Source organism: Enterobacter cloacae complex sp. 2022EL-00788 (assembly GCF_026627565.1).
GTDB lineage: Bacteria > Pseudomonadota > Gammaproteobacteria > Enterobacterales > Enterobacteriaceae > Enterobacter > Enterobacter pasteurii.
Map to the genome: position 1 here is coordinate 231,211 of NZ_JAPNMC010000004.1, position 13,868 is coordinate 245,078.

At 52.1% G+C, this 13,868-nt stretch carries 20 protein-coding genes; 10 read left to right on the forward strand and 10 right to left on the reverse strand.

What is annotated here, in order from left to right; translation table 11 throughout:
- Positions 1-142: 142 nt before the first annotated feature.
- The 9 genes from OWK27_RS08045 to OWK27_RS08085 form a co-directional block, all read right to left on the reverse strand.
- Positions 143-466, reverse strand: a complete 324-nt coding sequence (locus OWK27_RS08045; RefSeq protein WP_267590191.1) for a hypothetical protein — start codon at positions 464-466, stop codon at positions 143-145.
- Positions 467-681: 215 nt separating this feature from the next.
- Complete coding sequence (locus OWK27_RS08050) at positions 682-1,191, reverse strand: class I SAM-dependent methyltransferase (RefSeq protein ID WP_267590192.1); 510 nt, start codon at positions 1,189-1,191, stop codon at positions 682-684.
- Complete coding sequence (locus OWK27_RS08055; RefSeq protein WP_267590193.1) at positions 1,184-1,528, reverse strand: hypothetical protein; 345 nt, start codon at positions 1,526-1,528, stop codon at positions 1,184-1,186. Before OWK27_RS08055 ends, OWK27_RS08050 begins: the two co-directional genes overlap by 8 nt.
- Positions 1,525-1,785: a DUF977 family protein gene (locus OWK27_RS08060; RefSeq protein ID WP_267590194.1), complete on the reverse strand. Its 261-nt coding sequence runs from the start codon at positions 1,783-1,785 to the stop codon at positions 1,525-1,527. The genes OWK27_RS08055 and OWK27_RS08060 overlap by 4 nt, the downstream gene beginning before the upstream one ends.
- Positions 1,786-1,985: 200 nt before the next feature.
- A complete protein-coding gene (locus OWK27_RS08065) occupies positions 1,986-2,702 on the reverse strand; it encodes a DUF1627 domain-containing protein (RefSeq protein ID WP_267590195.1) in 717 nt (238 codons plus the stop codon).
- A gap of 17 nt (positions 2,703-2,719) precedes the next feature.
- On the reverse strand, positions 2,720-3,460 hold the full coding sequence (locus OWK27_RS08070; protein WP_102752837.1) for an ATP-binding protein: 741 nt from the start codon (positions 3,458-3,460) through the stop codon (positions 2,720-2,722).
- 2 nt (positions 3,461-3,462) lie between these two features.
- The gene (locus OWK27_RS08075; protein WP_267590196.1) at positions 3,463-4,434 is read right to left on the reverse strand and encodes a hypothetical protein; all 972 of its coding nucleotides are present in this window, start codon (positions 4,432-4,434) and stop codon (positions 3,463-3,465) included.
- 14 nt (positions 4,435-4,448) lie between these two features.
- The gene (locus tag OWK27_RS08080; protein WP_267590197.1) at positions 4,449-4,898 is read right to left on the reverse strand and encodes a toxin YdaT family protein; all 450 of its coding nucleotides are present in this window, start codon (positions 4,896-4,898) and stop codon (positions 4,449-4,451) included.
- Complete coding sequence (locus OWK27_RS08085) at positions 4,898-5,167, reverse strand: transcriptional regulator (protein ID WP_032663354.1); 270 nt, start codon at positions 5,165-5,167, stop codon at positions 4,898-4,900. The genes OWK27_RS08080 and OWK27_RS08085 overlap by 1 nt, the downstream gene beginning before the upstream one ends.
- A gap of 72 nt (positions 5,168-5,239) precedes the next feature.
- Between OWK27_RS08085 and OWK27_RS08090 the strand changes: the two genes are divergently transcribed.
- The 9 genes from OWK27_RS08090 to OWK27_RS08130 all read left to right on the forward strand — a co-directional run bounded on the left by OWK27_RS08090 (position 5,240) and on the right by OWK27_RS08130 (position 12,082).
- Positions 5,240-5,731, forward strand: coding sequence for a helix-turn-helix domain-containing protein (locus tag OWK27_RS08090; protein WP_214602825.1), 492 nt, complete (start codon positions 5,240-5,242; stop codon positions 5,729-5,731).
- Between the two features lie 286 nt (positions 5,732-6,017).
- Entirely contained in the window at positions 6,018-6,188 is a 171-nt protein-coding gene (locus OWK27_RS08095; RefSeq protein WP_248065217.1) for a hypothetical protein, read from the forward strand.
- Between the two features lie 385 nt (positions 6,189-6,573).
- A complete protein-coding gene (locus OWK27_RS08100; protein ID WP_114518985.1) occupies positions 6,574-6,846 on the forward strand; it encodes a hypothetical protein in 273 nt (90 codons plus the stop codon).
- A 222-nt stretch (positions 6,847-7,068) separates the two neighbouring features.
- A complete protein-coding gene (locus OWK27_RS08105; RefSeq protein ID WP_267590198.1) occupies positions 7,069-8,625 on the forward strand; it encodes an exodeoxyribonuclease VIII in 1,557 nt (518 codons plus the stop codon).
- On the forward strand, positions 8,622-8,915 hold the full coding sequence (locus OWK27_RS08110; protein ID WP_038419767.1) for a hypothetical protein: 294 nt from the start codon (positions 8,622-8,624) through the stop codon (positions 8,913-8,915). Before OWK27_RS08105 ends, OWK27_RS08110 begins: the two co-directional genes overlap by 4 nt.
- A 96-nt stretch (positions 8,916-9,011) precedes the next feature.
- On the forward strand, positions 9,012-9,275 hold the full coding sequence (locus OWK27_RS08115) for an excisionase (protein ID WP_259387644.1): 264 nt from the start codon (positions 9,012-9,014) through the stop codon (positions 9,273-9,275).
- Positions 9,250-10,368 carry a phage integrase Arm DNA-binding domain-containing protein gene (locus OWK27_RS08120; protein WP_267590199.1) on the forward strand — a complete coding sequence of 373 codons (1,119 nt, stop codon included), beginning with the start codon at positions 9,250-9,252 and terminating at the stop codon, positions 10,366-10,368. The genes OWK27_RS08115 and OWK27_RS08120 overlap by 26 nt, the downstream gene beginning before the upstream one ends.
- Positions 10,369-10,623: 255 nt before the next feature.
- Positions 10,624-11,610 carry a glutathione S-transferase family protein gene (locus tag OWK27_RS08125; protein WP_267590200.1) on the forward strand — a complete coding sequence of 329 codons (987 nt, stop codon included), beginning with the start codon at positions 10,624-10,626 and terminating at the stop codon, positions 11,608-11,610.
- 106 nt (positions 11,611-11,716) lie between these two features.
- Complete coding sequence (locus OWK27_RS08130) at positions 11,717-12,082, forward strand: DUF805 domain-containing protein (protein ID WP_148418369.1); 366 nt, start codon at positions 11,717-11,719, stop codon at positions 12,080-12,082.
- A gap of 41 nt (positions 12,083-12,123) precedes the next feature.
- On the opposite strand, the gene OWK27_RS08135 is transcribed toward OWK27_RS08130, so the two are convergent.
- The gene (locus OWK27_RS08135; RefSeq protein ID WP_267590201.1) at positions 12,124-13,026 is read right to left on the reverse strand and encodes a LysR family transcriptional regulator; all 903 of its coding nucleotides are present in this window, start codon (positions 13,024-13,026) and stop codon (positions 12,124-12,126) included.
- A 104-nt stretch (positions 13,027-13,130) separates the two neighbouring features.
- On the opposite strand from OWK27_RS08135, the gene OWK27_RS08140 reads away from it, so the two are divergent.
- Entirely contained in the window at positions 13,131-13,832 is a 702-nt protein-coding gene (locus tag OWK27_RS08140) for a pirin family protein (RefSeq protein WP_242170357.1), read from the forward strand.
- Positions 13,833-13,868: the final 36 nt, after the last annotated feature.

The window sequence follows — 13,868 nt, forward strand, 5'->3', positions numbered from 1 at the left end:
GGTCGGCCCTTTTCTCCCTGCGCGCTGAACGTAACTAAAGCAGCCATCGTCATGAACGTCTAATAGGTTAGATAGATCAATTAACCGTAATTGATCTGTGTAACCGATCGGCTATTTAAGCACAGGAATCATGCACGCTCTGCTATATAACTGGCCTGTCGTCTGTGTCAGTAACGCTGTTCAGAAGATAAGTAACAACCCCAAGGACGGTCACATCGTCGAGCGCATCCCCCTCAATCGCCTCTCCGTCAGGCGTGATGAGTGCTTTCCCCTGAACGGAGGCGAAGTCCAGCTTTCCACAGAAGGAAATGAGCACCGTGTCGCCAATCTTCGCCTTTCTGGCAATGTTGATGATTGCGTAACCGGAAGAGGTTTCGATTGTGCGGCAGTTGCCGTCATAACCGCAGATACTGGTAATTGAGAGGGTTTGCTCTGCGTAGTCTGCTGCTGGTGATGGAAAACCCATGGTGATCGCCTCCACAATGTTACTGTATATTTATACAGTACACTCACACATGGAATTGATCAACGGTTTAACAGCACGAAATGTTAAAGGGCTTTGGAGTAGGACAAAAACCCGCCAAAGCGGGTAAGTGCTTAATCAGTAATCAATTCTTCTCAGAGCCAGCAGCACCAGCACGATTAAAACCACCAGCCAGACTGCGCCTGATAACAGCTCCATCAGGTACACGTTTTTACCTCCTGCAGCGGTGCAATTGAATTCTTCACAAAGATGATCCAGTGGGTTTTATCGTTCTTTCCGGTACGCTGACCAATAGCTGGCTTCTCGTCTGTCAGCGCCAGAATCTGGCTAACTGGTATCTGTGTTTCGTTCCATTTGAAAATGAGTACACCGTGTGGTCGCAATACACGGAACGCCTCTTTGAAACCGGCGCGCAGGTCAGAACGCCAAGTTTTTTTGTTCAATCGCCCGTATTTTTTACCCATCCACGCCGTTTGACCGACACGCTCAAGGTGCGGCGGATCGAATACCACCACCGGGAACGAGGCATCAGCAAATGGCAGGTCGCGGAAATCAGCAATGAGATCAGGTCTAATAATCAGGCGGCGGCCATCGCACAGCTCATGCTCTTCGCTACGGATATCAGTGAAAAGCGCGCGTGTATCGCGCTTGTTAAACCAAAACATGCGGGAACCGCAGCACATGTCCAAAACAACATGCTCAGTCATACCAGGCCTCCAGCTCGTTCCGAATTTCTTCGTCAATCTCGTCGTTGGTGGCGTCTTCGTTCAGGTAGTCGCGCGCCTCCTTGAGGTACTGCTCACGACGTTCGTTGTACCAGGCGGAGAATTCCGGTGTCCAACCATTGTCGGTACCACAAAAATCGACCCGGGCGTTCCGCTCTGCCATGCTCTGCACCATGCAATCAGCTGTTGTCAGTGCCGCTTCACGGATATAACCGCGCAGGTCACGCTTACGCCACCATGGGTTTACCTTCGAATCGCAAACGCCCTTAAACTCAACTTCCCAGCGACGGATGCAACGGGAATTCAGTGATTTGCTCATGCTGCCGCCTTACTATTCGAAAAACGTTTCAGGTCAAAATCAATGGTTGCGCGCTGGTCACGGAAAATACCGCAGCGACCGTGGCGAACAAGGCCGCCCTGCTCTACCGCGGTGCGGAGATATTTCTCAGCGGTTGTGCGATGCAGGTCGAACATCGCAACGACATCTTTCGTAGTGATGCGCCCATGCTCTTTCACCAGTTCGATAATCCGGTTGATAATCCTGGTGCGCTCTTCATGCGTTTTTGGTCTTGGCATCGTTAAGCCCTCCCACTAGCTCTTTCCATTTTTCCTGAAGCACTTGCCGGGCCGCAGCCTCACCATCAGGCGGGAACGAAAATCCCGCGCGGACGCCTGGGCAACCGTTTGAACAGCGAACCTCTGCCGACCCCCAGTTCATTCCCCGGCTGCGAACTTTGAGAGAAGGAGCCATCCCGCATTCTGGGCATTTCGGTAAATCAGTCATTCCCCAGCCCCTCCAGCAGATGCTTATGGCGGCGCAGCTCCCGAACGGCACCCTGAAGACGCTGCAGGTTTGACAGCTTCGCTTTTGTGCGGCGGATTTCGTTCGAAATAAAGCGCGATGACGGAATAATCAGGTCATCCGGGCGGGCGGTGAATGCAGGAATATCTCCAATAATTTCATTCAGGGATTTACTGTCTGGCGCTGATTCAAACTTGATATTCACCGTGCCTGCCTCAGGTTGTACCGCTTCGGTGCTGTCTGTTTCAGTCTGGCCGGTGACAGGGAGAGACCATGTAACGCCCTTCCCCTTGCCGTTTTTGATAACCACACCCTGGCGCTCAAACGCCAGCATCACTGAGACCATGCCGCGGGCATTACGGTTAACAACTGCGGCCAGTGCCGCGGTGGTCATAGCTCCGTTCTTGCCGAGCAGCTGGCGGACGGCCTCAGCATCAACCGGTGCTGGTTCCTCACCTTTCAGACGCGGTGCCTGATGCGCTGGCGTTACAGCTGGTGCTTTTGCCAGCTCCCTGGCCTGCTCTTTCGCGGTACCGACTGACCATGACCCATCGAAGAAATCACACAAACCCTGCTGTTTGTGCTCGCGCAGCATGTTCAGCGCTTCTACGGGCTCAATATCAAGACGGGCGGCAACCTCGCGATATGTCGCTTTTTTCATGGCTTTAAGTGCGTCGATTACAGATTCCATAATTTTCTCCTCAAAATTTACTTAACAGGTCTCAGGTGGCTAACGTTTCCGCGATAGCTCTCCCAGTCAAAGTTCACCCAAATGCCGTTATCCATGCGCAGGCGGTCAACAACCCTTTCACCCAGGGTTTCTACCAGCGCGTCGTAATTCAGGTTGGTCAGAACACCAACCGGGCGCATGGCGGCCAGGCGGCGATCGATAATCTGGTTCAACAAAACTTTCTCGCCGCGGCTGTCGCGCTGAATACCGACTTCGTCGAGCACCAGCAGATCAACTTTGCAGAGGTCGTCCAGCAGCGCGGCTTCAGAACGCCCTTCGTCATAACAGGCCCTGGCGCGAAGGGTCAGATCCGGAACCGTCACAATCAGGACCGTTCGCCCCTGTTTCAGCAGATAATTTCCAATGGCTGCTGACAGATGGTTTTTGCCAGTGCCCGGCTTTCCGGTGAAAACGAAACTCGCAAAGCCGGTTCCAAAATTTTGCGCATAGCTCTTTGCCATACTCAGGGCGTGGCGCTGGCCATCGCCGTTCACCGTGTAATTCGCGAAGCTGCAGCTGCGGTGCAGGTTCTGGATCCCGGATCGCCCGAAAATTTTCTCTGCACGTGCCTGCTGGTTGAGTTTGTCCACCTCAGCGGCACGTTTTAGCCCTTCCTCTCGCTGCCAGGCCATCAGCTCTGCGGCGCTCTTGAATTTGGGTTCTACGCCCTGCGGAATTACGCGGCGAAGGCGATCGAGAATGGAACCTGCGTTTTGCATGCTTACCCCCTGAATCCTGGCGGAACGGAGCTGTCAGGACGGGAGATCTGATTGATATCCCGGCCACCAGCCTGATTCTGAGCCGCCCCTGGTGATGGCAGTCGTAGAATTAAGTCATCCCATTTTTCGCGCAGTTTTGACGGTGACATCACGTTCCGGCACCAGAACGGATCTCGCTGTACACGCGAAAACATTTCGCAAATTTGCTTATGTGTTCTGCCGTCAACGGCACACATCAGCCGGATTTCATTGGACCATGCAGTCCAGTTAGGCTCTTTAGGGCGCACCAGTTCCCCGTCTGTCTCAGCGGCTTTCTCATACAGTTTGACGATGCGGTTCCACATCCACTGGGCGCAGGTCAGATCTTCCTTGCTTCCCCACTGCCGTTTCCCTGCATGTGCAACCACGGCCTCTGGATGACGATTTAAAAAAGCCTCTTTGGTCAGCTGTTCGTCCGACAGCGAAGCGTCCGGACAAGAAGTGTTTTTATTCTCTGTAGTAGTCTCTGTAGTAATCTCTGTAGGATCGAAATGGGTTTTGCCGTCCCCGCGGGCTGGGCTTTCCCCAGTTCCCGAACAAGGGATTCCCTCGTTACCGACCTGGGCTTTGCCCATTTCCCGAAATGGGTTTTGCCCATTTGGTGATTTATCAATGGCTTGCGTTAGTACTTGATCCACTCGCTCAAAGTTAACTTTGAAGTAAATCCGGTGCTCCAGTCGCTTATGTGTTTCTACCAAAACCCCCAGACGCTTAAGCTTTTTCCGGGCCGTCAGCTGCTCTTCGTAACTCAGCCCGGTTTCATCCTGAATTTCCTCTGAGGTTTTATGCACACCCAGATCAGAGGTGAGCTTGTCCATCCAGTAGGTCATCTGGCAAAAAAGAACTGTGGCGCTAACGCCGCCGAGGTGTTCGGCCAGTGCCGGGTAATAAGCAACCGGACGACCGAACCCGCGAATGATGTCAGATGGATTCATGGTTTTACTGACCCTTACGCCGCACGGTGGCAGTGCATAATTTGGACTTTCACGCCAGCCATCTGCGCCAGCGCATCGATCGCTTCCAGAGTCTCGCGTCGGATTACCGGTTGCGGCTTGCCTGTGAAGACAGCATTGGTGGCTTCAATGCACTCTTTGTTGACCCTAGCCGCCCGGTAATGCATGCAGTCCTTCTGCGCCAGTTCGTTATCAATGGCGGTACGAATGGCATAGCTCAGCGCTTCCGCCTGTTTCAGGTAGTTCGGCGTATCGTTGCGGAACGCACGCTGAATAATCTGCTTGTTGTTGTGCAGCCGCCGCGCGTACTCGTCCGGATCCATTACGTCATCCAGTGACTGAAGCAGATCGCCAAAGTGATGAGGGGTTATCAGCTGCGTCACTGTCTTCCAGCCCTTTTCCTGCGCCCAGGACTCCAGCTCACATGCCAGTTTTTTGATTTCCATCAGTCAGACTCCTTCTGCGCGCGTGGGATATCCTGAACAGGAATTCCGCTGGTAGGGGTTGGATGCAAATCCGGACGTAACTCATGCGGGGTAACTGTCCAGCCGCCAAATTCACAGAGCTTAATAACTCGCTCACTTGGAACTCGGTTTCGGATAATCCAGTTTGCTACTGACTGTGAGGACTTAAAGTTGAATTTGCGGGCGACGGCCGATACCGAACCAATCGACCTTACCGCCTTTTCCGTTATGTTCTTGTATGAAGTAGTCATCGTGTTCTCCTGAATGAGTCGATGACTGCAATATACTACATAAAGTAGAAAATACAACTACGAAAAATAGAAATGACTATGAACGCGCCGTGCCTTACTCTTCTACCTATGGTAGAAAAAGCGAATAAACATCAGGATTTCGCTCACCGGCTTACCGAAGAAATGCGCAGACAGCGCCGTTCCGTAAAGGATTTAAGCCAGGCTTGCGATGTCACATACGAAATGGCTCGTCGTTATACGCTGGGCACGGCTAAGCCACGCGATGAGAAACTGCAAAAGATAGCTGACTGGCTAAATGTCCAAGCGGCATGGCTTGATTATGGCGAAGGCGAGAGTGTACCCATCAAGCTTCCGGAAACTGAGTTTTCGGGCTTCCCGGCGACAGATCCTGACATTGACAGCGATGCGGAATTCAGAGATTTAAGCGAAGACGAAAAGCGGCTGCTTCGAGTGTATAGGCAGTTCCCAAGCGTCGAAGCCAAGAACATGCTACTGGCGTTCGAAATGCGGTATAAGCAGCTTTATGATTTCTTTCTGAAGTACGCCAACACCCCGCAGAAGTAAAAAAAATCCCAAATAACCCGGCACATGCCGGGTTTTTTTACGCCTTTCACCACTACCACAAGTAGCACAACCCTTCTCAATTTCTACTTTTAGTGTTGACACATCTACTTTATGTTGTATTCTCTACTCATCGAAGCACAACAGGTGCGACAGGTAAACGTTCCGCCTACCCGGCGATAAGGGTGAACAAAGCGAACAGGCAGGATGCCCACGAAGTAGCCGCCGGTGGCGTATGAATGACCGGATGATTCGTAGAAGAGGGTTAGTAGAGTTCAGGAGACAGTCGATGAAATATTACTTAGCAACAATAAACGAAGGTTCGGAGGTGGTGATTATCCATGCTCGAAATCAGTTCGTTGCCAAAGCTCTGATCAATGATGATGCAGAAACGATAAAGGTAATTACTGCAGTGGAAGCTAAGAATTTGATTAAACGCGGTTTCCGGCTTGTCAGCTGAAGTTCGGATATAGGCATATGAATCGTCCATAACATGGAAGCACATTCCACCCTTTCACTAATGGGGATTGGTTTGTTAGCTGGCGGAGTGTGCTTCCAGTTGTGGGCAATCGAAAATTGTAGATGGCTGTTAGTAACCTTCAGAGGGGATTCAATATGACAGACTTTAATCGTCAACCATCACGGCAACAGGCAGTCCGCCTTAACTGGTTTGAAATAAAACTTCGACAACTTTGTTATTTGCTGGCTCAAAAAGGCAACCCTGAACTTTGAATTTCTACGCGTCAAAACTGACGCAGTAATCCGACAGGTATTTAATCATAAACAGTTAAAAATCGATGCCTTAAACGGCAGGAATTTTCACACCTTAAATCAAGGATCATAAAATGAAAGCAACTATTACTACCGTAGAATTGAGCCTGGCAATCGTAAATAAAGACCTTGCAACCTTTAATGTTAACGGTGCTATCTCAGGCGTGGTTCATTTGCCATCCTCTGGCCCTGTTACCGTTGTGATTGATGGTGGCTACGTACTCGGGGAGTTCGATTGCCCAGCCTGCGCTGTTAAACATATTAGTTTGCTTTCTGTGAAGTTCGCAGAAGCCCAGAACTCCTGTGGCATGTCCTATTACGACCATAAACGCCAACAACTTAATTGATATGGATGACATCATTTGTCATTGCGCTGTTTGCTGCCACGAATATAAAAAATCTGAAATGCGCGAAAGGAAAACACCCATATATCCCTTTAAACGCACGATTTATTTATGTGAGCAATGCAATGAAAAAAGAGAAAAGCGTGAAGCTTTAAGAAAAGTAAAACGCGGCATCCGCAAACCATTTCATTCAACATCATTTTTCAAATATTAAATGAGGTTATTATGTCTGTTGAGTTAAAAGTATTTGGTGGTGCTTACTTCCCAAAAGATAAAGCATTAAAAAAACATCCCGATTTAAAACCACTTGCCACCGCAGTTAATGCGGCCACAAAAGCCATCGCTGAGGCCGTCATTTTCGGTAAGCTTGCGGCTGAACATCCTGAACATATTGATGATTATTTTAAGGTGAAAATCTGGGAACACCATGATGATCTCCCCTGCCCTGAGCTTGATGTGTTTAGCTCTGATTTCTTTGGTGAGCACGTTGTCTGGAATACCAACCGCGGTGAACCAGCTGCTTCACAGCAACCAGCAACCGATAACAACGAAACAGGACACACTTCTGGCGTGATGATTGTACGCAACCTTGATCGGGATTCCCGCGCGGCATGCCTCGCTCTGTTCGGCGCAGTGGAGGAGATCACCGATGCGCAATACGGCCAGGTTGTGGATTTAAAAAACGATGACGATGGTTGCTTCCAGCATGAACTGGCCCAGGCCTTCGTGAAAGAGCCCCGCGTATTTGCTCTTAGTGGCGAACGGCAGGAGGAACTACTGGCGTGGGTCCGCAAAACCATGAAGGTTTCAACACAGTGGCCTGACATCAAAAAAGGGATCAGTAAGTGGATCGACACTCCGGCAGTCAAGCGGGAACCGGTATCTACCGACATCAAACCTGACACAGAAGCCAGCCTGGGCGGAAATAACCCTACCGATCGCAGCCCTGACCTGGTGCATAACCTGGCAACTCTCCGCCTGGAAACCGCGCTGGGCATTCTCGCGGTTGCTATGGATTTCGATATCTATGCTATCCCATCCGAGATTATGCGCCGGGCCAAAGAAATTGAAAGCGCAGGAACTGATCCCCGCTTTTCTGCCTGGTGGAATAAATTACGCGGCACGCCGGGTATTCTGGACTTCTCCCGCGCAGCCATTATCGCGCTGATTAAAACCGCACCTGAAGACCTTTACCTCAAACCGGTTGATCTGCGTGCTTACATTAACCGCAATCTCGTTGAATTTAACCACGCTAAACCTGATCAGAAAACAATTGATATCGCATGTGGCAACATCAAGCAGGAGACTGAAAATGATGAAACCGAATCGACTGTACCGGGCGAAACTCTGCCACCAGCAGTCTGCCCTGGCAAAGCTGCGCAACTCGACAAAGAACTCAACGAGGCATTCGCTCAGAGCACAGCATCTGAACAGCAAGCAGGTGATCAACCGCGGGTGGAGAACCTGGGCGGTGGAGTATTCTCTGTTGAGTCGTTAACCTCAGCCCAGGATGCTGATCAACCTGTGCCGGCAGCAAGAGAGGAAGAGCCAGCAGCGGTGGTTCTGCCTCCCCCTGAGATCAAGGCCAAACCAGTAGAACAGCGGCCTACTTCCGTACCTGAGCCATCAACATTCGCCCTTACCTATCATCAGCAGCTGACGGCCGCCGCGCTGCAGGGGTTATGTGCTAACCCGGCATACTGCAATCAGTACGATGATCTACCGGGTATGGCCGTGTGGCTTGCCAGCAGCGTTATCAGTCAGCAGGAGATTGCAGAGTGAGCAAAGCAAAGGAAGTCATCGCCAATACCCGATTTGCAGAATTTCCCGACACGCTGGTAACTCTGGAGCTGTGCCGAGCGTTTGCAGCCATAGAAAAGCGGCGTATCGGAGAATCATTGCGTGCATGCGCTCGCGTACTGGCGACCAAAGTCCAGGATCACCATCTCGTCAGCGTGCTGGAAGAGATGGGGCGGAGTCAGTTTCCCGAAGTGCAAATGACCAGGATACGCGACTGTATCAGGAGAATGGAAACTGCGCTGGTGAGGAAATTTATCAACACGCCCGATTGATCAGGGCGATGCCAGCCAAGGTTAACTGATTCGTGAGATTCAATATCTGCCAGCTGCAGCACGTATGATCGCAGCTGGCTATCGAGAGTGATAGCTATGAGAGAACAATTTCTGATACCACTAGCGGAATGGAAGTCCGGCAGATTCGGGTTTGAGATCACAAACACTACGCTGGTTAAGTATGGGAAGCTTGGCTATATCAATCCAAAACCTGAAAAAGTACGTGGCCGATGGTGCGTTGACCGCAGCGCAATCTACGTCGGGCCAAGTGCCGTCGGGGTGGCTCCCGAAATCCACGAAGATGACGATGAGGCATTGAAGGAGATCCTGAACCATGTCACCAAGGCCACGAAAAAATAGCATATCCATTCCCGGGCTTTACGCCCGGTTTGATCGCCGCACTGATAAAACCTATTACCAGTATAAAAACCCTGTAACGGGAAAATTTCACGGGCTCGGTACCGACAAAGCCAAAGCAGAAAAAATTGCTATAACCGCAAATCAGCGCCTGGCAGCTGCTGAAGCTGAATTTTTTCTGAAGCAGATCGACGAAAAACCATCAGCGAATAAAGCCCGCGGGATCAGTTTAAAGGCGTGGATCGTTCGTTATGAGAAAGTGCAGCGTGGCCGGCTGGATAATGGCGAACTTTCAGAAACCCGATTAAAAGAAAAAATGAGGATGGCGAACCTACTGGCAGAACGCCTGGGAAATCATCCTCTGCGCAGCCTGGAAGTTCGTGACTTCTCCCTCCTGTTGGAAGAATGGCTTGATAAAGGTCAGACAAGCACAGCCCTAAACAACCGCGTGGTGTGGATAGACATTTATCGCGAGGCACAACATGCCGGTGAAGTTCCGCCAGGCTGGAACCCTCCGGAGGCGACGCGCAAACCGGTACCGAAAGTCAAGCGGGCGCGGTTGAGCATCGAGGACTGGCGGGCAATCTTTAACGTTACTCCCGAGGGGCATTACAACAGAAACGCAATGCTCCTGGCTTTAGTGACTGGGCAGCGAAGAGAGGACATTGTCAAAATGAGATTCTCTGATGTGTGGGATGATCACTTACACGTGGTTCAGGGGAAAACCGGGATGAGGTTGGCCTTACCTCTCTCGCTTTATTGCGAAGCGGTAGGGATGACTCTTAGGGAGGTTATTGCTGGCTGTCGTGACCGGATTGTTAGTCCTTATCTGGTGCATAGCCAATTACAGAAGAAAGGTCAGCCGATGAGCAAAGACAATCTGACTGATTATTTTGCTGACGCAAGGGATCTGGCAGGTATAAAACCACCGGAGGGAAAAACACCTACAACATTTCACGAGCAGCGCTCTCTGTCAGAACGTTTATATCGCGCACAGGGGATCGACACGAAAACTCTGCTGGGTCATAAAGTGCAGGCAACTACCGATAAATATAATGACACTCGCGGGCAGGAATGGGTCAAGCTGGTCATTTGAATGGCCGTTTTTTCCCGATCACAAGAAAAATTATTGTAAAATGCGCGGCCTTAGTGATGGTCGCTCTGTTCTACATCGGTCATTGGTTTTGGTGAAAAGTTTTGGAGAGATTTTGGAGAAGAGAAAAAATTGAATATTTTCAAGGCTCTGAAAACATCACGCCTTCTGAATAAGAAGTGGTAAGCACGCTATACTGACTGAACTGAAAGCGAGGAGATCTCTCCTCGCTTTTGCTATCTGACGGAGGAGAAAAGAATGGGACAACTCGTAGACGGCGTCTGGCAGGATGTCTGGTATGACACCAAATCCACCGGCGGACGCTTTAAGCGCTCTGTTTCGGCCTTCCGTAACTGGCTGACCGCCGACGGTGCCCCCGGCCCGAGTGGCGAAGGCGGTTTTGCGGCGGAGAAAGACCGTTATCATCTGTACGTTTCTCTCGCCTGTCCGTGGGCGCACCGCACGCTGATTGTGCGCAAACTCAAGGGTCTCGAATCGTTAATTCCGGTTTCGGTGGTGAACCCGCTGATGCTGGAGAACGGCTGGACTTTTGACAGTGATTTCCCTGCCGCGACCGGCGACGATCTTTACCACCACGATTTCCTTTACCAGCTCTACCTGCGCGCCGATCCGCACTACACCGGGCGCGTGACCGTGCCGGTGCTGTGGGACAAGAAAAACCAGACGATCGTCAGCAATGAGTCTGCGGAAATCATCCGCATGTTCAATACCGCGTTTGACGCGCACGGTGCCCGCGCCGGGGATTATTATCCGGTTGAGCTGCGCGAAAAAATTGACGAGCTGAACGGCTGGATCTACGACAGCGTGAACAACGGCGTCTATAAAGCCGGCTTCGCCACCAGCCAGGAAGCGTACGACGAAGCGGTCGGCAGCGTCTTTGCCTCTCTGGAGCGCCTGGAGCAGATCCTCGGCCAGCACCGCTATTTAACGGGCGATCGCCTGACGGAAGCGGACATCCGCCTGTGGACTACGCTGATCCGCTTCGATCCGGTTTACGTTACACACTTCAAGTGCGATAAACACCGCATCAGCGACTACCTGAACCTGCACGGTTTCCTGCGCGATATCTACCAGACGCCGGGGATCGCGGAAACGGTCGATTTCGATCATATTCGCACCCACTATTTCCGCAGCCATAAGACCATCAACCCAACGGGCATTATCTCTGTTGGCCCCTGGCAGGATCTGGTTGAACCGCACGGGCGCGACGTTCGTTTTGGATAATTATTTAGGGAATCAATAGATTCCCTTTTTTAATTCACGCCGTGCATCTATCCTTACCTCGATCGCTTAGAAAACAAGTGATTGACTGATTAAAGAGGCAAGGAAAATGGACTGGTATTTAAAAGTACTGCGCAATTATTTTGGTTTTGGTGGCCGCGCCCGCCGCAAAGAGTACTGGATGTTCATTCTGGTGAACGCTGTACTTATGATGGTGCTGGGCATTATGGATAAGATTCTCGGCTGGGATGATTCTGACGGAAAAGGGATCCTTACTGCAATTTATAGCGTGCTGGTTTTGATACCGTCATGGGCCGTGATGTTCCGACGCCTGCACGACACGGATCGTTCAGCCTGGTGGCTGCTGCTGCTGCTGATTCCGATTATCGGCTGGCTCGTGATTTTGGTTTTCCACTGTCAGAGCGGGACGCCGGGCGAAAACCGCTTTGGTCCGGATCCTAAGGTCGGCGCGTAAATTACTGCCCGGTAGCGCTTACGCTTACCGGGCCTGCCCGCTTATTTGTTGTGATGCGCAAAGAGCTTTGGAATTTCACGCAAACACCACGATTTGGCTTCGCCCATGCTGTCGCGACGCCACGCCATTATGATATCCACTTCGCTGGTGTACTCCGGGCTGACGACCCGCAGCCGCCCCTCCGCAATATCGTTTTCCACAAACGGGTACGGCATGGTTGCCACGCCCAGCCCCGCCAGCAGCGCCTGCCGTTTGTCCTCCAGCGAGGTCACCGTCAGACGAGGCTGTTTATCGAGCAGCTGAACCGTCAGTACCGGACGCTCACGGGCGGTGTCCGCGACCGCCACGCCGCGGTACTTCACGCGCGTGACCTCGGAGAGCGGCTCCGGCTCCTGATGGATAGGATGATCCGGGGAGGCAACGTAGACGTTCATGACGCTGTAGAGCTTGCGGGAGTTGATTTCCGACGAGGAGCGGAAGTGCATGTCCGGCGCAATGACGATATCCGCCCTGCCCGTCTCCAGACGCTCCCACGCCCCTGCCAGCACCTCGGTAATGATCGACAGTTGGGTATTGGCTTTTGCGGCCAGTCTGTCCACCAGCGGGAACAGCGCCTCGGTGGGCACCAGCGCTTCGGTAACTAACGTCAGATGGGTTTCCCAGCCGCGGGCCAGCGCTTCAGCATCCGTCGTCAGCTTGTCCGCCGCTTCCAGCAGCACGCGCCCGCGCTCCAGCAGCATCCGGCCAACGTTGGTGAATTTAGTTCGATGACCGGAGCGATCGAAGAGCACCACGTCCAGCTCTTCCTCCAGCTTCTGCATGGTGTAGCTCAGCGCAGACGGAACGCGCCCCAGTTCATCTGCCGCCGCGGCAAAGCTGCCACGCCTGTCAATTGCGTCCATGACGCGGAGCGCCTCAAGCGTCAATGCTCTCTCTTTAGCCATCTCGTTCTCATTCAGGAAATTTGAACATACCGGGCAGAATATCTGGCTAACAATGCAGCGTCCATACCTTTACCATTGATTTAGTGTAAAGAGAGGTCAAGTTTATGATTACGACAAGAACAGCTAAACAGTGCGGACAAGCCGATTTCGGTTGGCTGCAGGCCCGCTACACCTTTTCCTTTGGACACTACTTTGACCCTAAACTCCTCGGTTACGCTTCACTGCGCGTATTGAACCAGGAAGTGCTCGCCCCGGGCGCGTCCTTCCAGCCGCGCACGTACCCGAAAGTCGATATCCTGAACCTGATCCTGGAAGGCGAGGCAGAATACCGCGATAGCGAGGGCAATCATGTCCAGGCAAAGGCTGGCGAGGCGCTGTTAATTTCCACGCAGCCGGGCATTAGCTACAGCGAGCATAACCTCAGCAAAGACAAAACGCTGACCCGCATGCAGCTGTGGCTGGACGCCTGCCCCGAGCGGGAAAACCCGCTGGTGCAAAAGATCGATCTGAAGGGCGATAAACAGCAGCTGATTGCGTCGCCTGACGGCAGCAAAGGCAGCCTGCAGCTGCGTCAGCAGGTGTGGCTGCACCATATTGAGCTGAAAAAAGGCGAACAGGCGAGCTTCCAGCTGCACGGCCCGCGCGCCTACTTACAGTCCATTCACGGTACGGTGCATGCGGTAACGCACGCGGAAGAGAAAGAAGCGCTCACCTGCGGCGACGGGGCGTTTATTCGCGATGAGGCGAATATCACCCTGGAGGCGGATACGCCGCTGCGCGCGCTGCTGATTGATTTGCCGGTTTAAAGAACAGACTCGCCCCTCACCCTAGCCCTCTCCCCA